The organism is Thermomonospora catenispora, assembly GCF_006363815.1.
Classification (GTDB): Bacteria; Actinomycetota; Actinomycetes; order Streptosporangiales; family Streptosporangiaceae; genus Thermomonospora; species Thermomonospora catenispora.
This window is the reverse complement of the sequence record NZ_RRYT01000018.1, coordinates 15,928-35,990: the sequence shown is the minus strand read 5'-3', so window position 1 is coordinate 35,990 and position 20,063 is coordinate 15,928. Positions and strand designations below refer to the sequence as shown.

Below are 20,063 nucleotides of genomic sequence, written 5' to 3'. Positions count from 1 at the left end.
CCCTAGGGGCTCATGACGTGGATCGACCTGTCGGTTCCGGTGGTGGCCGGGATGCCGGTGTATCCGGGGGACCCGCAGGTCGAGGTGGGGCCCGCGCTGACCGTCTCAGAGGCGGGCGTGAACGTGGCGCGCGTCCATCTGGGCTCGCACGCCGGGACGCACGTGGACGCCCCCTTCCACGTGGACGGCTCCTGGCCGCCCCTGGAGGAGGTGCCGCTGGACCGGTTCGCCGGCGAGGCGGCGGTGATGGACGTACGGGGCCTGCCGCCGCGCGCCCCGATCGGCCCGGAGCTGGTGCCGCCCGGGCTGCGGCCGGGCCGGATGCTGCTGGTCGTCACGGGCTGGTCGGAGCACTGGGGGACGCCGGAGTACCTCGCCCACCCCTATCTGACCCCCGAGGCCTGCGAGCGGATCGTCGCCTGCGGCGTCCGCACGGTCGGCGTCGACGCGCTCAGCGTGGACCGCACCCCCGGCCCGGGGGAGGAGGAGTTCTCCCTGGCCGCCCACCGGGCGCTGCTGGGGGCGGGTGCGGTGATCGTGGAGAACCTGACCGGCCTGGACCGGCTGATCGGGGCGACCCGCGTGGAGGTGTTCGCGTTCCCGATCCGGCTCATCGGCGACGGCGCGCCGGTCCGCGCCGTGGCCCGGGCGCGCCGCTGAGCCGCGTCAGCGGATCAGCGGGAAGCACAGCCAGGCCGGCATCCGCCAGTACTCACCCCTCCCGGCCTTGATCGCGCCCATGATCAGCAGCACCCATTGGGCGACCATGTGGAACAGCAACACCGGGACGATCAGGATCAGCCAGGCCGCCTGACCCGCGATGAGCGCCAGCGGGATCGCGACCGCCAGCGGCGCCAGCATCTGGATGAGGCTGGTGATCGTGTAGTTCAGCGCCTGCGCCGCGTGGAACCGGGCGAGCGCCGACTGGTTCCGCTGGGCGAAGTAGATGACCAGCGGCGCGAGGAAGCCCACGAGCAGCATTCCGATGTAGCTCATCACGGCCCAGGTGGTGTCGTCGCCGGTCCGCGCGGCCTGCGGCGCGCCCCACGGCCCGTAGCCGGGCTGGGGCTGGACCCCGGGGCCGTACAGGTGGTCGTAAGGGCCGTGCCCGTACTGGTACTGGTAGCCGGGCGGCGGAGTCGGAGGGTGGGTCATCGCTCTCCCGAGGCTCGACGGGACGTCCTGGTAAAACTACTGACGCGTAGGGACCGTCGCCGGTTCAGTGCCGGCGACGGTCGCGGCCGCGCCGCAGGCCCTCGGTGATGAACCGGGAAGTGTGCCGCAGAAGGCGCATAGTGGTCTACGGTGCGGGCATGGCGACTGTGCTGGTTGTGGAGGACGACCCGAACCTCCGCGCGGCCCTGATCCGGGAGCTCGGCGCCCGGTCGCACACCGTGCGAAGTACGAGCACCGCGATGGGCATGCTGCGGGACGTCGCACAGAACCCGCCCGACCTGGTGATCTTGGATCTGGGACTGCCCGACCTCGACGGGGCGGAGGCGCTGAAGATGCTGCGCGGGGTCTCCGACGTCCCGGTCATCATCGCCACCGCCCGAGACGGCGAGGCCGAGATCGTCCGGCTGCTGCACGCCGGCGCCGACGATTATCTGGTCAAGCCGTTCACCGCCGAGGTGCTCAGCGCCCGGATGGCGGCGCTGCTGCGCCGCGCCGGCCGGGCCGGGTCGATGATGCGGCTGGCGGTGGGCGGTCTGCACATCGACGTGGACCGCAGGGAGGCCTCGTTGGACGGCAGGCCGTTGGAGCTGACCCGTCGCGAGTTCGACCTGCTGGCCTATCTGGCCGCCCGGCCCGGGCGCGTGGTCTCCCGGCGGGAGCTGCTGGCCGAGGTGTGGCACCAGGCCTACGGCGACGATCAGACCATCGACGTGCACCTGTCCTGGCTGCGCCGCAAGCTGGGGGAGACCGCGGCGTCCCCTCGCTATCTGCACACCGTTCGCGGGGTCGGCGTCCGGTTGGCCGCCCCGCCCGAGCATCGGCCGGAGAACGCCGCGGGCCCGTCATGAGGCGCGCCCTGGGCCTCGTCGCCCTCGCGGTGACCTCCATGGTGGCGCTGGCCTTTTTGATCCCGCTGGCGTTCACGGTGCGGGAGGTCGCCCGGAGCCGGGCGCTGGCCGGGGCCGAGCGCGAGGCCGCCGCGATGGGTCCGGCGCTGTCGCTGTCGCTGCGGCCCGCCGACGTGGAACGGGCGATGGCGGCCACCGCCGCGGGCTCCTCCGGCCGGATGGCGGTGCATCTGCCGGACGGCGCCGTGGTCGGCGCCCGCCGGGTCGCGCCCGGCGAGGTGGCCGAGACCGCCCGGCAGGGCCGGCAGCGCACCGTGGAGGCGCCCGGCGGGCTGACGGTGCTGCAGCCGGTCATGCTCGCCGAGGGCGGGGCGGTCGTGGTGGAGGTGTTCCTGCCCGGCGCCGATCTGGGCCGCGGGGTGCTGCAGGCCTGGCTGGCGATGGGGGCGGTGGGCGCGGTGCTGGTGGCCGGCTCGGTGGTCGTCGCCGACCGGATGGGCGCCCGGGTGGTGCGCGCCGCCCAGCGGCTGGCCGAGGCGGCCGCGGCCCTCGGCGAGGGGGATCTCAGCGTCCGCATCGAGCCCGACGGGCCGCCGGAGCTCGTCGAGGCGGGGCTGGCGTTCAACGCGATGGCCGATCGGGTCGCCCAGCTGCTGGCCGCCGAGCGGGAGATGGCCGCCGACCTGTCGCACCGGCTGCGCACGCCGCTGGCCGCCCTGCGGCTGAACGTGGAGGCGCTCGACCCCGGTCCGGTGGCCGACCAGACCCGCTCGGCCGTCGATCAGCTGGAACGCGAGGTCGACATGATCATCAGGGCGGTCCGGCAACCGGCCGGGCGGGGCAGCTGCGACGCCGCCCAGGTGCTGCGCGAGCGGGTGGAGTTCTGGTCGGCGCTGGCCGAGGACGAGGGCCGCTCCTATGAGCTGATCGGCGCGGAGGGCAGCGCGCCGGTCCCGCTGCCGGCCGCGGAGCTGGAGGCGGCGGTGGACGCGTTGCTGGGCAACGTGTTCCGGCACACCGACGAGGGCACCGACTTCGCGGTGACCCTGCACGTCGGCGAGGGCGTCACCGGCATCCTGGTGGCCGACGCCGGTCCGGGGATCGCCGACCCCGAGGCCGCGCTGGAACGCGGCCGCAGCAGCCGGGGGTCCACCGGGCTGGGGCTGGACATCGCCCGGCGCGCCGCCGAGTCCACCGGCGGCTATCTGCGGATCCACCGTTCGGTGCTGGGCGGGGCCCAGGTGCAGATGTGGCTGCGCACCGGCGAGCGCCCCACTCCCCGCCGGTCCCGTCGCTCCCGCCGGCGCAAAGGACGGGCGCGGATCTGACGGGCTCGTCGGCCGGGCCGGCCGGGCGCGGGCGGGTCGCCGGGGGTCAGCCCCGGCCGGGCCAGGCGATCAGCTCGAACCAGACGGCCTTGCCGCGCGGGGTGGCGTGCGCGCCGTGCTCCTCGGCCGTCGCGGCCAGCAGGAGCAGCCCGCGGCCGGCCTCGTCCAGGGCGTCGGTGTCGCGGGGGCGGGGCACCCGCGGGTCGCCGTCGTGGACTTCGCAGCGCAGACGCTCCCCGCGCCGGAGGACGACGAGCTCGAGCGGGGCGTCCGGCTCCGCCGCCGCGGCGTGCCGGTGGGCGTTGGTGACCAGTTCGGACACGCACAGCTCGGCGGCCTCGGCGACGCAGGCGGCCCGCCAGGCGGCGGTGAGCAGGCGGACGAAGGCGCGGGCCCGACCCGCGGCCCGCGGGTCGTTCGGCAGCACCAGCCTGCCCAGCACGCCGTCCGGGCAGGGGGAGGACACGGGGAACGGGGTCGGTTGCTCGGTCTCGCGGAGATCGACCGGCACGGGACACCTCCTTCGAAGCGGGATCCCGGATGCCGTCAGGGAGGGGGCCACGCTGCGAACCGGGGCACGGGATTCGGCTGTATGCACGAGCGTGCTGGCTCGGGCGCGCGTGCGGCGCGGAAATTCCTGAGGCGACTGAAGGGATTACTTGTCGAACTCGAGCGCGCACGAACAGTGATCTCTACCCTAGGGTCATGGACCGGACCCCACACAGCCTCCCGCCGGATTTCTGGTCCAGTCCTCCCGTGTCCGCGGCCCTGGCGTGCTGCGACATGCCGACGTTGCTGGACCGCATCCGGCAGGCGCACGGCTGGACGCAGACCGACCTGGCCGCCGCCGTCGGCTACTCCCAGAGCTGGGTCTCCAAGGTGCTGCGCGGCGTCCAGCCGCTCACCATCGACCAGGTGCGGGAGCTGTCCCGCCGCCTGGGCATCCCGGCCGGGCTGCTGCGGCTCGGCGACGCAGGAGGTGACGATCCCACGAACCGCCGCGACTTCGGCAAGGCCGTGGCGCTGGCCCTGCTGCCCGTGCCGAGCCGCACGCCGGTGGACGAGACCACCGCCGCCACGCTGACCGCCGTCACCGGCGGCCAGCGGCGGCTGGACGCCACCACGCCCGCCCGGGAGCTGGTGCGCGGCGTGGTCGCCCATGTCGAGATGGCCGATCGGCTGCATGAACGGGCCGGGGACGGACCGCTGGCCGCCGGCATCGCGGCGGCGCTCAGCGAGGCCGCCGGGCTGGCCGCTTGGCTGCACGCCGACATGCTCGACGTCGGCAGCGCCCGGAGGTACTACCGGCTGGCGGTGGACCGGGCCTGCCGGGCCGGGCACGACCTGCTGGCGGTCTACATGCTGGGCAGCCTGGCCGCGTTCGAGATCGAGGCCGACGACCCGGCGCTCGGCCTGGCCCACGTCGCCGAGGCCCGCCGTCGGCTCGACTCCTGCCCGCACCCCACTCCGCAGGCCTGGCTGCGCGCGATCGAGGCGCTCGGGCACGCCACCGCCCGCCGGGACGAGCAGCGGGCGACCCGGGCGCTGCTGGCCGCCGAACGGGCGGTGGAGGCCGCGCCCGCGACCGCGCCGCCGTGGCCGTGGGTGTTCCCCTTCGACGCGGCCAAGCTCGCCGGACATCGGGCGCTGGTGGCGGTCCGGCTGGGCCGGCCCGATCAGGCGCTGGCGGCGTTCGCCGAGTTCGCCGGCGGCCGGGGGAAGGCCGCCTGTCGGACCGCGGCGCCCAAGCAGCGCGCCGCGGTCATGCTGGAGGTCGCCACCGCGGTTCGGCAGAGCGGCTCCCGGTGGCGTGACACCGAGCGGGTCGACGAGGCGTTCCGCCTGGCGGGGGAGGCCCTGGAGACCGGGCTGACCTATGCTTCAGAGCGGATCGTCCAGCGGGCCCGCCGGTTCCGCCGCGAGTACACCGGTCCGGTGACCGAATCGGTTCGCGAGTTCGACGACCGGTTGGGCGTGACCTTCGGATGAGGCGACAGCCATGCCCCGTATCGCCATCTCCGGCCATCGTGGCCTCCCCCCCGACACCGAGCACCTGATCGATCAGGCCCTGCGCGCCGCCTTGGCGGAGATCGGCTCCGGCGTCATCGGGCTGTCCTGTCTGGCGGACGGCGCCGACCAGATCTTCGCGCGCGCCGTGCTGGACCACGGCGGCACGCTGGAGGCGGTCGTTCCCGCCGAGCGCTATCGCGCGGGCCTGCCGCCCGAGGCGCACGCCGAATACGACCGGCTGCTGGCCGCCGCGGCGCGGGTGCACCGTCTGCCGTACCTGGACTCCGAGCCTCGAGCGCACATGGCCGCGAGTGAGCGGATGCTGGACCTGGCCGACGAGCTGTGGGCGGTCTGGGACGGCAGGCCCGCCCGGGGCTTCGGCGGCACCGCCGACGTGGTCGACCGCGCTCGTGATCTCGGCATGGCGGTCCGGGTGTTCTGGCCGCCGGGCGCCCGGCGCGGATGAGCGCGGCGGATGCGGTGACGGGGCGGCATGAGCGCCGCTCAAAGGCCGCGTGACCGCGGGTGAGAAGCCTTCTCTCAGGCGGATCGGGCCGCCTGGCGTCATGGGCGTCGCAAGGGACGACCGCACCGTGCGCCATGACGGATGCGCCGGCCGGGCGCACCTGCCGGCCCGGTGCGGACGTCGGCCGGTGCCCGGCCCGGTTCCCGACGGGCGAGGCGGCCGGCTCGGACGGTCCGAACCCCCGGGCCCCGCGGGTCGGCCGCCGTCGGGGCCGCTCGGGCTCATCCGCCGCGGGACCCTCCGTGAGGCTTCTCGTGGGACTCCTCGCGGGGCAGGACCCCGTGCAGCAGCAGCCGGAGGGCGTCGGCGGTTCCGGAGGCGCTGTCGTCCCCGGTGGCCAGACGGCGGACGGCCAGCCCGTACAGCAGCGCCACGACGGTGGGGGCGTGCCGTTCGGCGTTCGGGATGCCCAGCGCGGTCAGCACGCCGACGGCCAGCCGGTCGTAGGCGGCCACCGAGCGGGCGGAGACGTCGCCCATGCCCGGGTCGCGGGCCGAGTGCAGGTGCAGTTCCAGGTTGGCGATCTGCTCGGGGCCGTAGGCGAAGTCCACGATCGCCTTCTCGACCTCCTCGGCCGCCTCCTCGGGGCCGATCCCGGCGTCGCGGAGCCGGTCGAGGCGGCCGCTGATGCGGGCGATCTCGTTGTCGACGAACGTCCGCAGGCTCTCCCGCAGCAGGTCGCTCTGGCTGGGGAAGTGGTAGGTCAGCGAGCCCAGTGAGACGCCGGCGGCCTTGGCGACCGCCCGGTTGGTGACCGCGCCGACGCCCTGCTCCCCGATCAGGCGTAGGGTGGCGTGCAGGATCCGGTCACGGACCGTAACAGGGGTATCCATCGCCGTTCAGTCTCTCGCACCGTGGGCCCCTTCCGTCCCTCCATGTCGACACCGTATCGTTCGTTCGAACGAACGATACGGGAGGCGGCGTGGATCTGGACGCACTCGGGTTGGCGGCCCAGGCCGAACTGCTGGCCCTGGGCGAGCTGTCGGCCACGGAGCTGGTCGAGCGCTCGTTGGAACGGATCGCCCACCTGGAAGGCCTGGGGGCCTTCCGGGTGGTGCGGGCCGAGGCGGCCCGGGCGGAGGCGGCCGAGGCCGACCGGCGGCTGGCCGCGGGGGAGCGGCTGCCGCTGCTGGGCGTGCCGATCGCCATCAAGGACGACACCGACCTGGCCGGGGAGACCACGCCGTTCGCGGTGCCCGGCGACCATCGGCCCAAGGAGCGCGACACCGAGCACGTCCGCCGGCTGCGCGCCGCCGGAGCGGTGATCATCGGCAAGACCACCACCTGCGAGCTGGGGCAATGGCCGTTCAGCGAGTCGCCGGGGTTCGGCAGCGCCCGCAACCCGTGGAACCCCGACCACACCCCGGGCGGATCCAGCGGCGGCTCGGCGGCGGCGGTGGCCGCGGGCATGGTCCCGGCGGCGGTCGGATCCGACGGGGCCGGGTCGATCCGCATCCCCGCCGCCTGGACGGGGCTGGTCGGGATCAAGCCGCAGCGCGGCCGGGTGTCGGCCTATCCGCTGCGCGACCCGTTCTACGGGCTGACGGTGTGGGGGCCGCTGGCGCGGTCGGTGGGGGACGCGGCGCTGCTGCTGGACGCGCTGTGCGGCAGCCATCCCGAGGACGTCCACCGGCTGGACCCGCCGGTCGGCTCGTTCGCCCAGGCGGCCCGGCGCGACCCGGGCAGGCTGCGGATCGCGGTCTCGTTCCGCACCGCCTTCGGCGTCCCCGACACGGTGGACCCGGAGATCGTGCGCGCGGTGGAGCGGATCGCCCGGCGGCTGACCGAGCTCGGGCACAAGGTGTTCCCCGCCGACCCCGACTACGGGCCGGTCGCCCTCGGGCTGGTCGCCCGCGGGCCGGCGGGGGTGGCCGACTGGCTGGACTCCCTCCCCGGGGCCAGGCCCGAGCCCCGCACCGAGACGGAGGCCAAGGTCGGCCGGGTCCTCAGCCGCCGGCTGCTGCCGTTGGCCCGCCGCCTGGACCCGATGCTGCGCCGCAGGGCGGGCCGCATCTTCCAGATCGCCGACGTGGTGCTCACCCCCACCACCGCGCGGCTCCCGTTCCGGGTCGGCGCCTACGAGGGCGCCGGCTGGTACCGCACCCAGTCCGCCGCCGCGGCGGCCTGCCCGTACGCCTGGCCGTGGAACGTGCTGGGCTGGCCCGCCGTCAACGTGCCCGCCGGGTTCAGCTCCTCCGGGCTGCCGATCGGCGCTCAGCTGCTGGGCCACGACTCCGACGAGGCCCTGCTGATCTCGCTGGCCGCTCAGCTGGAGGCGGTCGAGGGCTGGCACGAACGCCGCCCGCCCCTCTCGACGCCGCAGGCGGCCTGACGGGGAGGCGTGCAGGGAGGCGTGAGGGGGCGGCGGGCGGCGGCGGGCGTCGGGCCCGGCCGGCGCCCGGGCGGCCCTCTTCCGCCCGCCGGAGCCGGCGGCCGGTCTAATAGCCGGCGCCGGTGAGCATCCCGCCGTCGACCAGCACCTCGCTGCCGGTGCAGTAGCTGGAGTCGTCGGAGGCCAGGAACACCACCAGCCCGGTCACCTCGCGGGTGCGGCCCATCCGCTTGAGCGGCAGCGCCTTGAGGAACGCCTCGGCGCTGTCGGCGGTGGCGGCGACCACGTCGGGGTCGGAGACCATGGGGGTGAGGATGCCGCCCGGGTGGATCGAGTTGACCCGGATGCCGTACTCGCCCAGCTCCCGCGCCGCGGCCTTGGTCAATCCGCGCACCCCGAACTTGCTGGCGCTGTAGGCGGCGAGCCCGGCGGCCCCGATGAAGCCCTCGGTCGAGGAGACGTTGATGATCGAGCCGCCGCCGGCCGTCTTCATCGGCTCGATCACCGCCTTGACGCCCAGCCACTGCCCGATCAGGTTGACCTCCAGGACCCGCCGGAACTCCTCCAGCGGCATGTCCTCGATGCGCCGGTGCCGGATGATCCCGGCGTTGTTGACCAGCACGTCGAGCCCGCCGAACTCCTCGGTCGCGGTCCGCACGGCGCGCTCCCAGTCCGGCGGCGAGGTGACGTCCATCCGCACGAAGCGGACCTCCTCGCCCAGCTCGGCGGCGAGCCCGGCGCCCTCCTCCCGCAGGACGTCGCCGAACACCACGCGGGCCCCTTCGGCCACGAACCTCCGCACATGCGCCCTGCCCATGCCGCGGGCCCCACCGGTGATGAGCGCGACCTTGCCGTCCAGCTGCCCCATCGGCGTTCCTTCGCTCCGGGTGATCGCCGGTCACGCTAACCGCGCGGGAACGGGCCGGACAACGCGGTGTCTCACTCAGCGGCGAGCGCCCGGCGGCTCAGCCGGTCGGCGCGCCGGGTGGTCTCCGGCAGCCGGTAGCGAGGGGACAGGGCCAGCACGTGACGGCAGGCGGTGTCCAGGTCGATCCGGTGCCCGGCGGACACGAACACCGGGCGCACGCCGTCCTGGGTGCGCAGCACCCGCCCGATCACCTCGCCCCCGTCGACCAGATCGGACACCGAGCCGCGCGCCCGGGCCGGAGGGAGGTACTCGCCCACCAGGCGGGTCTTGCCGACCCCCAGCGACGGCAGCCCGGTGAGCACCCCGAGGTGGCAGGCCAGCCCGAACCGTCGCGGGTGCGCCAGCCCGTGGCCGTCGCACACCAGCAGGTCCGGCACCACGGTCAGCCGCTCCAGCGCCTCGACCAGCGCCGGCAGCTCCCGGAAGGCGAACAGCCCCGGCACGTACGGGAACGTCGCCGTGCCGATCACCACCGACTCCTCGACCTGCCGCAGCGTCGCCGCGTCCAGCACCACCACCGCGGCGGCCAGCCGGTCCGTGCCCTCCTGATACGACACGTCCAGCCCGGCCACCGTCTCGATCTCGGCCGGACCGGGCCCGTCCAGGTCCAGCAGCGGACGCAGCCGGTCCTGAACGGCCTCGGCCTCCTGCGGGGTCTCGGGCCACGAATGCAGCGCGCGCACCTTCACGGCCGCGTACGCTACCGGCCCGGCCGGCCCGGCGGTCAGCCCAGCGAGGAGTACACCGCCTCCACCAGCCGGTGGGCGCGCAGGTCGATCGAGAACCGGCCGCCCAGCAGATTGGGGATGTAGGCGACCGCGACGCCCGCCTCGACGTCGCCCATCCCGATCGAGCCGCCGGCGCCGCTGTGCCCGAACGCCGTCTCCCGCGCGGCCTTCGGCATGAAGAACGTCGTCGCCGGGCGCATGTACCCCAGGCCGAACGAGGTCTCGACGGTCAGGACCTTGTCGGGGCCCTGCACCCGGCGCCGCAGCGCCTCCCGCAGCGTGTCGGGCGCCAGGATCCGCCCGCCGATCAGATCGCGGTAGAACGTCGCCAGCGCGGACGCGGTGGTCACCATTCCCGCGCCCGGCCAGCCGCCCGCCAGCACCACCGGGTTGTTGAAGCCCCCCTTGCCGGTGGAGGGACGATTGAGCGCGCGGTTCAGCAGGTCGTCCGGGGCGGCGGTCTTTGCGGCGTCCGCCGAGGCGGCCTCGCGCCCGGCGGACGCCTCGGCGGACGCGCCGGCCTGTGCACCGCCCCGTGCTTCGTCGGCCTGCGCGTCGGCCCGCGTCCCGGTCCGCGCGCTCGGCGGGCGCCGGTCGGCCGACAGCCGGGCGGCCCGCTCGATCACCTGCGGCGGAGCGCCGATCCACAGGTCCAGCTCCCCGGCGAACTCACGGCGGACGAACTCCCCGACGGTGCAGCCCGCGTGCCGCCGCACGATCTCCCCGGCCAGCCAGCCGAACGTCACCGCGTGATAGCCGTGTCCCTCGCCCGGCGTCCACAGCGGGGCCTGCGCGGCGAGCAGCGCCGCCATCGCGGCGGGGTCGGCGGCGTCCTCGGCGGTCACCGGGTCGTCGAAGGCCGGCAGCCCCGCCTGGTGGGTGAGCAGGTGCTCGGCGGTCGTGCGGTCCTTGCCGTGCGCGGCGAACTCCGGCCACCACTCCGCCACCGGGCCGGTCAGGTCGTAGGCCCCGCGCTCGGCCAGCAGCAGCGCCGCCGTCGCGGTCACCGCCTTGGTGCACGAGAACGCCGCGCACGGGGTGTCGCGCAGCCAGGGACGTCCGGTCCGGCGGTCGGCCACGCCGCCCCACAGCTCGGCGACCAGGCGGCCGTCCGCGTACACCGCCACGCCCGCGCCCAGCTCCCGGCCGCGGGCGAAGGACTCCTCGAACGTCTCCCGCACCGCCTTGAACGCCGGGTCGCAGTGTCCCTGGATCGTGCTCTGCTCACTCGCCACTGGGGGTCCTTCCGGGGTGTTTCGGGGGATTTGCAGTGAATCATGCTCCCTGTCCCGGTGTCCGGTCGATGGGCGCGCGGCCCCGATCGGGCGCCGACGGCGGTTCCCGGTCACAACCCCCGGCCGCGGGCCCGGACGCGCCGCCGGGTCCGGCGCTAGGCTCGACACCGATGAAGACCCTGCTGATCGTGCACCACACCGCCTCCCCGAATCTGCAGGCGATGTTCGAGGCGGTGCGGGACGGGGCGAGCACCGACGAGGTCGAGGGCGTCGAGGTGGTGGCGCGGCCGGCGCTGACCGCGAGCGCCGTGGACGTGCTGGAGGCCGACGGGGTGATCCTGGGGACCCCGGTCAACATCGGCTACATCTCCGGCGCGCTCAAGCACTTCTTCGATCAGATCTACTACCCCTGCCTGGAGGCCACCGTCCGTCGCCCCTACGCCGCGTACCTGCACGGGGCGAGCGACGCGAGCGGCGCGCTCCGGGCCATCGAGACGATCACCACCGGGCTGTCCTGGCGGGCCGTCCGCCCCCCGCTGGTGGTGACCGGCGAGCCCACCAAGGCGGACCTGGAGGCCTGCTGGGAACTGGGCGCGATCACCGCCGCGGAACTGGCCGGATGACGCCCCCGGGGCGGGGCCGGGTCCACTACGGTGGCAGAATGAGCGGATTGCGACATGTGGCGCTGTTCCGCTGGGCGGAGGGGACGACCACCCGCCAGCAGGAGGAGGTCGCCGCCCGGCTTTCTGAGCTGCCCGCCAAGATCCCCCAGATCCGGTCCTACAGCCTGGGCAGGAACGCCGGGATCAACCCCGGCGGCTACGACTTCGCCGTGGTCGCCGACTTCGACGACCGCGAGGGCTACCTGGCCTACCGCGACCACCCCGAGCATCGGGCCGTCGTGGAGGAGGTCATCGCCCCGCTCGTGGCCGATCGTGCCGCCATCCAGTACGAGCTGTGAGCCGGCGGGCCGCCCTCCGGCGAGGGGGCGCCCGAGGCCCCGGCCGACGGGCGCCGTCCGCCGGCCGATGAGCGGGCCGTCGGCCGGGGCGGGGCCCGCCTATCGGCCGGGGGCGGCGATCCCGTCGAACATGACCTTCAGGTAGTGCTCGGCCAGGTCCGCCGTGCTCAGCGGGCCGCCCGGCCGATACCAGCGGACGGTGACCCAGATGGTGTCGCGGATCATGCGGTAGGTGAGCCTGGCGTCGATGTCGGCGCGGAAGGCGCCCGTCCGCCGGCCCCGCTCGATGGTGTCCACCCACATCTTCTCGACGTCCTGCTCCACCTTGGTCAGATAGGCGAAGCGGGGCATCGACCGCAGGTAGGCCCAGTCGTTCTGGATGACGGTGACGGCCGCGCGATGCGGCTCCAGGGTGCCGAAGGCGATGCGCACCAGCTCGGCGAGGGTCTCGCGCGGGTCGCCGCCCTTGTCGACGGCGGCCCGGTAGGCGGTCAGGACCTCGTCGAAGAAGCCCGACAGCACCTCGTCGACGATCGACTCCTTGGAGTCGAAGTGGTGGTACAGGCTCCCGGACAGGATCCCCGCCTCGCGGGCGATGTCGCGCACGGTCGTCGCCTGGAACCCCTTCTCGGCGAACAGGTCGGCGGCCAGCCGGACCAGATGCTCACGCCGCTCGGACGGCGGTGCGGCGGATCGGCCGCCGCGCCGTCGCCGCCCCTCGCCGTCGGTGCGGGCGGACCGGGTGCCTGTGGTCGTCACCTTCCCAGTATGTACGCCCCCGGCGGGCATGCCGCCGCTTCGGCGGCCGTCAGCGCGGCACCGCCAGCGCCCAGGACTTCACCGTGCCGTGCCCCTGCCAGGGGAGGTGGTCGGCGATGTGCCCGAATCGGGTGCCGATGTCGCTGTTGAGCAGGGTGACCTCGGTGATCGGGCCGCCGGGCATCCGGGCGCAGAAGGTGAAGAGCCAGATCGGCCGGTCCGGCAGCGCGTATCCGGTGAACAGCTCCTCGACCACCGCCATCGTCGGCGGCCGGTCCGCCACCGCCTGGTGGAACTCCTCGGTCAGACCGCCGAAGTCGCGGATCGTCGCCGGCCCGTAGTGGACGTCCATGGCGCGGGTCCCGTCGTGGAAGCGCGCCGTCCAGGCGCGTTCGGCCAGGTCGCTGTCCGGCAGCGCTATCGCGGCGAACACCGGCAGCACGTTGTGCACCCATCCGTCCAGCGCGTCGGCGACCGGGTGGCGGTCCCGCCCGCCGATTCCCACCGCCTGGTCCCAGGCGAACTCCCCGCTCCAGCGGGGATGCCCGACACCGATGGGCAGCTGGACGACCAGTCCGTTGTCCTGCATCCGAGGGGCGTCCACCGTGATCCGCAGTCCGCACTCGCCCAGATCGATCATCGCACCGTCGCGGCGGGCGGACAGGCCGTGCCCCTCGGCGCACAGACGTGCCAAGAGATCGGCGGCGGTCTCGGCGGTGATGTCCATGATCGCACTTCCTTCGCAGAGCGTTCGGCGGGACACGGTAGCGGCGCCCTCCGCGGAGATCGAACGAAATATCGGACAAGGTCGGGCGAGGTCGGCGAGGCGGCGAGCGGAACGAATGAGTACGGCGGGTGATGCCCTGGAATTGGCAACTATGTCCCTGGCGTCCGGTGCATGGTGTTCTCTACCGTTCGTCGGTATGGAACAGCAGAGTGGAACGGTCCCACACGTCGCCCCATGGGCCCCGCCGGTCGCCCACGCCCGCATCGCGGAGGTGGCCGCCGACCTCGCCGACCTGTGGCGCGACCCCTCGGCCGACCGCGTCGCGCGGGCCGCCCGGGAGGCGTTGGACGAGCACGCCCGGCAGTTCGACGACGAGGGCATCGTCCTGTACGCCGGGACCAATGTGATGAGCGAGGCCGCCCGGCGGGTGTCCGAGTCCACGGTGAGCGGGCGGCCCAGCATGGGGTGGCCGGGGGACAAGTACCAGGCGGGCCTGGACCGTCTCGACCGGTTGGAGGTGCTCGCGCCCGCCCTGGTGGCCCGGCTGGTCGGAGCGCGCTTCGCCGAGGTCCGCAGCCACAGCGCCACCATGGCCAACCTGGCGGTCTACACGGCGCTGACCCGGCCCGGCGACACCATCGCGGTGCTCCCCGAACGCGCCGGCGGGCACACCAGCCACCACGCCGCGGGCGTGCCGGGCGTGCGCGGGCTGCGCGTCGTCGACCTGCCCTACGACGTGGACGCCTACGACGTGGACCTGGCCGCGCTGCCGCGGTTCCTGGAGCGCGAACGGCCCCGGCTGGTGGTGATCGGCGCGAGCCTGCTGCTGTTCCCGCACCGGGTCGCGGCGATCCGGGAGGCGACCTCGGCGGTGGGGGCGCATCTGCTGTACGACGCCTCGCACATGGCGGGACTGGTCGCCGCGGGGAGGTTCCAGCGCCCGCTGGCCGAGGGAGCCGAGGTGCTCACGTTCTCCACCTACAAGTCGTTCGGCGGGCCGCCCGGCGGGGTCATCGCCACCGACGATCCCGAGCTGGCGGAGCGGATCTCCACCGCGGTGTTCCCCGGGCTGACCGCCAACTACGACGCCGGGCGCCTGGCCCCGCTCGCCGTCACCGCCGCCGAGATCGCCGACGACGGCGGCGCGTACGCCGACAGGTGCATCGCCGCCGCCCGGACGCTGGCCGCCGCGCTGCACGAGGAGGGCTTCGCCGTCGCGGGCGCCGACCGGGGCTTCACCGACTCCCATCATGTGGCGGTCGACGCGGCGGCCCTGGGCGGCGGTCGTGCGGCGATGGCCCGGCTCGCCGAGGCCGGCATCTACCTCAGCGCCATCGGGCTGCCCTGGCAGGCCCCCGGAGAGCCCGACCGCGGCCTGCGGATCGGCACCCAGGAGGTGGTCCGCCGCGGCCTGGGCGAGGCGGAGCTCCGGCAGGTCGCCGTGCTGATGGCGGATCTGCTGCTGCGCGACACCGACCCGCGGACCGTGCGCAAGGCCGTGGTGCGGATCAGGGAGGAGGCCCGACGCGCCTAGGCCGCGCATAGGCTGGGCGGCATGCCCGAGGCGATCGTTTTCGACCTCTACGGAGTGCTGGCCCGGGACCAGTCCGAGGCGGACAAACGGGTCATCGAACGGCTGGCGGGCGTCGCGGACGGGCGCGCCCGCCGGTTCTGGGAGGCCTACTGGGAGCTGCGCCCCGCCTACGACGCCGGCCAGCCCACCGCCGAGTACTGGCGGGCCGTCGCCGCCCGGCTGGGCACGGTCTTCCCCGATGTCGCCGCCCTCGCCCGCGCCGACCTGGAGAGCTGGACCAGGGTCGACGAGGAGATGGTGGCCCTGGTCGAGGAATTGGCCGACCGCGGCCACCGCCTGGGCCTGCTGTCCAACATCATCAGCGACCTGGTGCCGCTGATGGAGGAACGGCACGGCCGGTGGTTGGGGCGTTTCCACGCCCTCACCTACTCCTGTCGCATCGGAGTCGCCAAGCCCGACCCGCGCGCCTACCGGATCTGCGCCGACCGGCTCGGCGTGCCCGTCTCCCGGGTGCTGTTCTTCGACGACCGCGCGGAGAACGTCGAGGCCGCCCGCCGCGTCGGCATGCTCTCGGAGGTCTTCACCTCCCCGGCCCAGGTCCGCCGGGTCGTGGCCGAGCACTTCTCCTGACGTTCTCCGCCGTCCTCCCCGACGTTCCGGACGGCGGCCTCCGACGCCCCGGCGCGGAACCGTCGAGCCGGGGAGCGAGCCCGCCGGATGAGGCGTTCACCGGCGCGGATGGCCGTCCGGCCCGTCCGCGGTCGCCCCGCCCGGCGCGGGAGGGCCGCCGGTGAGATCACCGGGGAGGGCGTCGGAGAGGCCGCCGGCGGCTCCGGCGGCCTCGGCGAGGTCGGCGCGCAGGCGGTGCAGGAGCGACTCGCCCTCGGCGGTGAGGCGTTCGATGACGGGGAGGGCCAGCTCGTCGCGGACGGTGGCGGCCAGCAGGTCGTCGTACTCGTGGGCGGACGAGGCCAGCTCGCGCAGCCGACGGTGGACGCCCAGCAGCCGGTCGGCGGCGCGGACCCGGTCGGCGTACCGTTCCAGGGCCTCGATGCGACGGGTCACGGCGCGCACCGAGGCGGCCAGCCTGCCGCGCCGATCCTCCAGCACGTCCTCCAGCACGGCGGCGAGCTCGGGCACGGCGAGGTCGGCGGAGTCGGCGATCTCCCGCTCCCGGCGGCGCAGGACGGACTGGCGGGCCAGCGCCTGGGCGATCTCCCACTCCTGCTGGGGAAGGGTGCGGGCGTTGTCGGCGGCGTCGAGCAGGCCCTCGCGGCAGACCGCCGAGTCCAGCACCGCGCGGACCGCCCCCTGCGCCCGCACCAGCAGGGCCTTGGCCTCCTCGTCGAAGTCCTCCGGCAGCAGATAGCGGTCGCGGCGGCGGTCCAGCGCCCGGGCGCGCCGCAGATCGTCCGACAGGCGCGCACCGAACACGGCGGTCAGCCCGACCGGCGCGGCGAACATCAGCCAGGCCGGGCCGAGCGCCGGCACCCCCGCCGCGCACGCCAGCGCCGCCAGCGCCGGGACCAGCCGCGCCGGGAGCCGGTGCCGGGCCACGATCCGGTCGAGCTCGGCGCGCAGCGTCGGGTCCGCCACCGGGCGGGGCTCGGGACGCCGCCGGCCCGGCTCCCCGGCGGGCCCCACCATGCGCCAGTTCGTGCGGGTCCGGGTCTCGAACGCGAAGTCGGTGGGCTCGATCTCCACCTCGGTCGGCCCGGCGGGCAGCGGCCAGGACCCCACCGGCTCGCCGCCGTCGGGGCCGGTGAACCGCACCCACCAGCCGCCCCTGCCGTCCTCGCAGCGGTAGCGGCCCGGCTTGATGTCGACGCCCACCAGGAACGTGCCGGCACGGGGGATGGTGTCGCCCGGACTGGTCACCAGCGACCTCCGACCAGTTCTCGCGCGGTGTCGCCCCAGAGGCCGTGGAGACCGCCGGCACCGCGTGTCCCGTTTATGTCCTGTTGTGGACCCTCTCGGGTTCGATGTCCCGAGGGGGCTGAGAGATGCCGTACCCATTTCCCGGCCCGGGAAGTCGACCGGGCCCTCGGCGGGCGATGGAATACTCCTCCCCGTGGGAGGCGACATCGGGCCGTTCGACGATCCGCCGTGGGCGATGCAGCTCGCCGTGCGGGTGGAGAAGACCGCACCGCCCGCCCACGGGGCGGTCTGCGAGGCCGCCGCGACGGCGGTGGTCCGCCTGCTCACCGACCCCCGCGCCGCGGACCCCGGAGGCGAGTGGCGCGACCGGGTGCGCCGCTGGGAGTCCGGCCGGATCCGGAAGGTGACCAGACGGGGGCGCGGCATCCGCTGGCGCGAGGCGGCCGAGCTGCCGGGCGTGACCGTCGAGCACGCCGGCGCGCAGGTCCGCGCGTTCGTGCCCGGACCGGTCGACCGGGTGCCGCCGCCGCTGGCGAAGATGCAGGTCGCCGGGCTGGAGCTGGTGCGGGAGGAACCCGGGCCGCCGCCGGAGCCCCCGTACGCGGCGCTGGTCCTCAATCCGGACGTGACGATGAGCACCGGCAAGTCGGCGGCCCAGGCCGGACACGCCGCCCACCTGCTGCTGCGCAACGGCCCTCCCGCGGACGTCGCCGCCTGGGCGGCGGCGGGCGCGCCCGTCCGCCTGGTCGCCGGCGCCCCGTGGGAGGAGTGCCTGCGGCGCGCCGCGGTGGTGGTCCGCGACGGCGGCTTCACCGAGGTCCCGCCGGGGACGACGACGGCGCTGGCCTGGCTGGTCACCGCCTGAGGAACCGGCGATCCTTCCGTCAGACGGAAGCGCTGTGGCGTCCGTCACGGCCGGTGGGTGAGAGTCGGCTCACATCCCCCGTTTCCCCTGCGAGGCAGGAGCTGTGAGCCATGCCCTTTGTGCGGAACCAGTGGTACGTCGCCGCCCACTCCGAGGAAGTCGGTGACGAGCTGCTCGCCCGGACGATCTGCGGGGAGCCGATCGTCTTCTACCGGACCTCCGCCGGAGAGCCCGTCGCCCTGGCCGACCGCTGCGTGCACCGGCGCTACCCGCTGTCGGCCAGCCGGCGGGAGGGCGACCGGATCGTCTGCGGCTACCACGGCTTCACCTACGACCCGGACGGGACGTGCGTCGCCGTTCCCGGCCAAAAGCGCATCCCGCGGACCGCTCGGGTCCCCGTCTATCCCGTGGTGGAGCAGGACACGCTGGTCTGGGTGTGGATCGGGGACGCCGACAAGGCCGATCCGACGAGGATCCCGCGCGCGCCGTGGCTGGGATCGCCGGACTATGTGACGGTGCGCGGGATGGAGCCGCTGGCGGCCCGGTACGAGCTGCTGGTCGACAACCTGCTCGACCTGTCGCATGAGACCTATCTGCACGCCGGCTACATCGGCACGCCCGAGGTCGCCGAGACCCCCATCACCACCGAGGTCGACGAGGACGCCGGGATCGTCTACGTCAGCCGGCGGATGAAGGACGCCGAATGCCCGCCGTTCTACGCCAAGTCCACCGGCATCACCGGCCGCATCGACCGCTGGCAGGACATCGAGTACCACCCGCCGTGCCTGTACCTGCTGCACTCCCGGATCGCCCCGACCGGGGTGGAGCCGGGGCCGGACGGCGACGACCCGGCCGCCTGCCACGCCGAGATCGTGTACGCGATCACCCCGGAGACCGAGACGACCACCCACGACTTCTGGATGGTCTCCCGCGACTTCGCCCTGGATGACGAGGAGGTCTCCAAGTTCCTGGCCGAGAGCAACCGGACTGTGATCCTGCAGGACGTGGCGGCGCTCAACCTGCTGGAAGAGGTCATCGCCGGCGAGCCGGAGGGCTACCAGGAGCTGAGCATCAACATCGACACCGGCGGTCTGGCGGCCCGCCGCATGCTCAAGAAGATGCTCGAGGCGTCCTCGTGAGCAGGCGGCTCCAGGTGGTGTGGGAGCCCGGCTCGGATCTGCTGATCGGCGTGTGCCACTGCGGCGCCGAGAGCCGGGCCGCCGACCCCGTCGAGATCTGGCACTGGCTGCTGTCCCACCCCGACCATCCGAGCCCTCGGACGGAGCATGAGCACTGAACCGTGGATCGAGGTCGTGGTCGACCGCCGGGAGCGGGTCGCCGAGGAGGTGGTGGCGCTAACGCTGCGCGCCCCCGCCGGCGGTCCGCTCCCGGCCTGGTCGCCGGGAGCGCACATCGACCTGCTGCTCACCGAGGACCTGGTGCGCCAGTACTCGCTGTGCGGCGATCCCGCCGACGCCTCCGCCTGGCGGGTGGCGGTGCTGCGCGAGCCGGACGGGCGGGGCGGCTCCGCCTACGTCCACGACAAGCTGTCGGTCGGCGACCGGCTGACGGTCCGCGGCCCGCGCAACGCCTTCCCGCTGGTGCCGTCGGAGCGGTACCTGTTCATCGCCGGCGGCATCGGGATCACCCCGATCCTGCCGATGGTGCGGGCCGCGCGGGCCGCCGGGGCGGACTGGCGGCTGGTCTACGGCGGGCGCCGTCGGGCGACCATGGCGTTCACCGGCGAGCTGGCCGCGCTGGACGCCGACCGGGTCGACCTCCGGCCGCAGGACGAGACCGGCCTGCTCGACCTGGACGGCCTGCTGGGCGACCTGCCGGCCGGCACGCAGGTCTACTGCTGCGGACCCGAGTCCCTGCTGACCGCGGTGGAGGAGCGCTGCCCCCCGGAGGCGCTGCACGTCGAGCGGTTCGTCCCCCGCGCCGTCGAGGGGCCGGAGAGGGAGTTCGAGGTCGAGCTGGCCGCCAGCGGCCTCACCCTGACCGTGCCCGCCGGGAGGTCGATCCTGGAGACGGTCGAGGCCGCCGGGGTGCAGGTCCTCTCCTCCTGCCGGGAGGGCACCTGCGGCACCTGCGAGACCGGGGTGCTGGAGGGCGTTCCCGACCACCGGGACTCGATCCTGTCCGGCCCGGAGCGCGACACCTGCGAGTTCATGATGATCTGCGTGTCGCGCGCCCGGTCGCCCCGGCTGGTGCTGGACCTGTGAGCC

At 74.6% G+C, this 20,063-nt stretch carries 23 protein-coding genes; 14 read left to right on the top strand and 9 right to left on the bottom strand.

Annotated features, from left to right (window positions below; translation table 11 throughout):
* Positions 1-12 precede the first annotated feature (12 nt).
* Positions 13-660 carry a cyclase family protein gene (locus EIO00_RS15245; protein WP_140179490.1) on the top strand — a complete coding sequence of 216 codons (648 nt, stop codon included), beginning with the start codon at positions 13-15 and terminating at the stop codon, positions 658-660.
* A gap of 6 nt (positions 661-666) precedes the next feature.
* Here EIO00_RS15245 and EIO00_RS15240 read toward each other — a convergent pair whose 3' ends face one another.
* Positions 667-1,155 carry a DUF4870 domain-containing protein gene (locus EIO00_RS15240; protein WP_140179488.1) on the bottom strand — a complete coding sequence of 163 codons (489 nt, stop codon included), beginning with the start codon at positions 1,153-1,155 and terminating at the stop codon, positions 667-669.
* Between the two features lie 158 nt (positions 1,156-1,313).
* Here EIO00_RS15240 and EIO00_RS15235 point away from each other — a divergent pair, with 158 nt between their 5' ends.
* Together EIO00_RS15235 and EIO00_RS15230 are read left to right on the top strand one after the other, a co-directional pair.
* A complete protein-coding gene (locus EIO00_RS15235) occupies positions 1,314-2,024 on the top strand; it encodes a response regulator transcription factor (protein ID WP_140179486.1) in 711 nt (236 codons plus the stop codon).
* Positions 2,021-3,352 (top strand): sensor histidine kinase, encoded by a 1,332-nt coding sequence (locus EIO00_RS15230; RefSeq protein ID WP_140179485.1) that lies wholly within the window; start codon positions 2,021-2,023, stop codon positions 3,350-3,352. The genes EIO00_RS15235 and EIO00_RS15230 overlap by 4 nt, the downstream gene beginning before the upstream one ends.
* Positions 3,353-3,398: 46 nt before the next feature.
* Here the strand turns inward: EIO00_RS15230 and EIO00_RS15225 are convergent, their stop codons facing one another.
* A complete protein-coding gene (locus EIO00_RS15225; protein WP_161602729.1) occupies positions 3,399-3,863 on the bottom strand; it encodes an ATP-binding protein in 465 nt (154 codons plus the stop codon).
* Positions 3,864-4,108: 245 nt separating this feature from the next.
* On the opposite strand from EIO00_RS15225, the gene EIO00_RS15220 reads away from it, so the two are divergent.
* Together EIO00_RS15220 and EIO00_RS15215 are read left to right on the top strand one after the other, a co-directional pair.
* Positions 4,109-5,341 (top strand): helix-turn-helix domain-containing protein, encoded by a 1,233-nt coding sequence (locus EIO00_RS15220; RefSeq protein WP_175596237.1) that lies wholly within the window; start codon positions 4,109-4,111, stop codon positions 5,339-5,341.
* Positions 5,342-5,351: 10 nt separating this feature from the next.
* Positions 5,352-5,828: a hypothetical protein gene (locus EIO00_RS15215; RefSeq protein WP_140179479.1), complete on the top strand. Its 477-nt coding sequence runs from the start codon at positions 5,352-5,354 to the stop codon at positions 5,826-5,828.
* Between the two features lie 281 nt (positions 5,829-6,109).
* On the opposite strand, the gene EIO00_RS15210 is transcribed toward EIO00_RS15215, so the two are convergent.
* Positions 6,110-6,721, bottom strand: coding sequence for a TetR/AcrR family transcriptional regulator (locus EIO00_RS15210; RefSeq protein ID WP_140179477.1), 612 nt, complete (start codon positions 6,719-6,721; stop codon positions 6,110-6,112).
* 89 nt (positions 6,722-6,810) lie between these two features.
* Here EIO00_RS15210 and EIO00_RS15205 point away from each other — a divergent pair, with 89 nt between their 5' ends.
* Positions 6,811-8,220, top strand: coding sequence for an amidase (locus EIO00_RS15205; RefSeq protein WP_140179475.1), 1,410 nt, complete (start codon positions 6,811-6,813; stop codon positions 8,218-8,220).
* A 106-nt stretch (positions 8,221-8,326) separates the two neighbouring features.
* Here the strand turns inward: EIO00_RS15205 and EIO00_RS15200 are convergent, their stop codons facing one another.
* The 3 genes from EIO00_RS15200 to EIO00_RS15190 all read right to left on the bottom strand — a co-directional run bounded on the left by EIO00_RS15200 (position 8,327) and on the right by EIO00_RS15190 (position 11,111).
* Entirely contained in the window at positions 8,327-9,088 is a 762-nt protein-coding gene (locus EIO00_RS15200) for a glucose 1-dehydrogenase (protein ID WP_140179473.1), read from the bottom strand.
* 71 nt (positions 9,089-9,159) lie between these two features.
* On the bottom strand, positions 9,160-9,837 hold the full coding sequence (nfi, locus tag EIO00_RS15195) for a deoxyribonuclease V (protein ID WP_140179471.1): 678 nt from the start codon (positions 9,835-9,837) through the stop codon (positions 9,160-9,162).
* A gap of 35 nt (positions 9,838-9,872) precedes the next feature.
* Entirely contained in the window at positions 9,873-11,111 is a 1,239-nt protein-coding gene (locus tag EIO00_RS15190; protein WP_140179469.1) for a serine hydrolase domain-containing protein, read from the bottom strand.
* A gap of 170 nt (positions 11,112-11,281) precedes the next feature.
* Here EIO00_RS15190 and EIO00_RS15185 point away from each other — a divergent pair, with 170 nt between their 5' ends.
* Positions 11,282-11,734: a flavodoxin family protein gene (locus EIO00_RS15185; protein WP_140179467.1), complete on the top strand. Its 453-nt coding sequence runs from the start codon at positions 11,282-11,284 to the stop codon at positions 11,732-11,734.
* A gap of 38 nt (positions 11,735-11,772) precedes the next feature.
* Positions 11,773-12,072 (top strand): Dabb family protein, encoded by a 300-nt coding sequence (locus EIO00_RS15180; RefSeq protein ID WP_140179465.1) that lies wholly within the window; start codon positions 11,773-11,775, stop codon positions 12,070-12,072.
* A 99-nt stretch (positions 12,073-12,171) separates the two neighbouring features.
* Here the strand turns inward: EIO00_RS15180 and EIO00_RS15175 are convergent, their stop codons facing one another.
* Positions 12,172-12,831, bottom strand: a complete 660-nt coding sequence (locus EIO00_RS15175) for a TetR/AcrR family transcriptional regulator (protein WP_277752884.1) — start codon at positions 12,829-12,831, stop codon at positions 12,172-12,174.
* A 49-nt stretch (positions 12,832-12,880) separates the two neighbouring features.
* The gene (locus EIO00_RS15170; RefSeq protein WP_140179461.1) at positions 12,881-13,558 is read right to left on the bottom strand and encodes a DUF6348 family protein; all 678 of its coding nucleotides are present in this window, start codon (positions 13,556-13,558) and stop codon (positions 12,881-12,883) included.
* Between the two features lie 196 nt (positions 13,559-13,754).
* Here EIO00_RS15170 and EIO00_RS15165 point away from each other — a divergent pair, with 196 nt between their 5' ends.
* Positions 13,755-15,092, top strand: a complete 1,338-nt coding sequence (locus tag EIO00_RS15165; protein WP_140179459.1) for a serine hydroxymethyltransferase — start codon at positions 13,755-13,757, stop codon at positions 15,090-15,092.
* 21 nt (positions 15,093-15,113) lie between these two features.
* Entirely contained in the window at positions 15,114-15,722 is a 609-nt protein-coding gene (locus tag EIO00_RS15160) for an HAD family hydrolase (RefSeq protein ID WP_140179457.1), read from the top strand.
* A 96-nt stretch (positions 15,723-15,818) separates the two neighbouring features.
* Here EIO00_RS15160 and EIO00_RS15155 read toward each other — a convergent pair whose 3' ends face one another.
* Complete coding sequence (locus EIO00_RS15155) at positions 15,819-16,970, bottom strand: hypothetical protein (protein ID WP_175596236.1); 1,152 nt, start codon at positions 16,968-16,970, stop codon at positions 15,819-15,821.
* 193 nt (positions 16,971-17,163) lie between these two features.
* Here EIO00_RS15155 and EIO00_RS15150 point away from each other — a divergent pair, with 193 nt between their 5' ends.
* The 4 genes from EIO00_RS15150 (at position 17,164) to EIO00_RS15140 (ending at position 20,060) form a co-directional block, all read left to right on the top strand.
* On the top strand, positions 17,164-17,835 hold the full coding sequence (locus EIO00_RS15150) for a peptidyl-tRNA hydrolase (protein WP_241661364.1): 672 nt from the start codon (positions 17,164-17,166) through the stop codon (positions 17,833-17,835).
* A gap of 110 nt (positions 17,836-17,945) precedes the next feature.
* Positions 17,946-18,974, top strand: coding sequence for an aromatic ring-hydroxylating dioxygenase subunit alpha (locus EIO00_RS15145; RefSeq protein ID WP_140179455.1), 1,029 nt, complete (start codon positions 17,946-17,948; stop codon positions 18,972-18,974).
* Positions 18,971-19,132 (top strand): hypothetical protein, encoded by a 162-nt coding sequence (locus tag EIO00_RS24560; RefSeq protein ID WP_175596235.1) that lies wholly within the window; start codon positions 18,971-18,973, stop codon positions 19,130-19,132. The genes EIO00_RS15145 and EIO00_RS24560 overlap by 4 nt, the downstream gene beginning before the upstream one ends.
* On the top strand, positions 19,122-20,060 hold the full coding sequence (locus EIO00_RS15140) for a PDR/VanB family oxidoreductase (RefSeq protein WP_140179453.1): 939 nt from the start codon (positions 19,122-19,124) through the stop codon (positions 20,058-20,060). Before EIO00_RS24560 ends, EIO00_RS15140 begins: the two co-directional genes overlap by 11 nt.
* Positions 20,061-20,063: the final 3 nt, after the last annotated feature.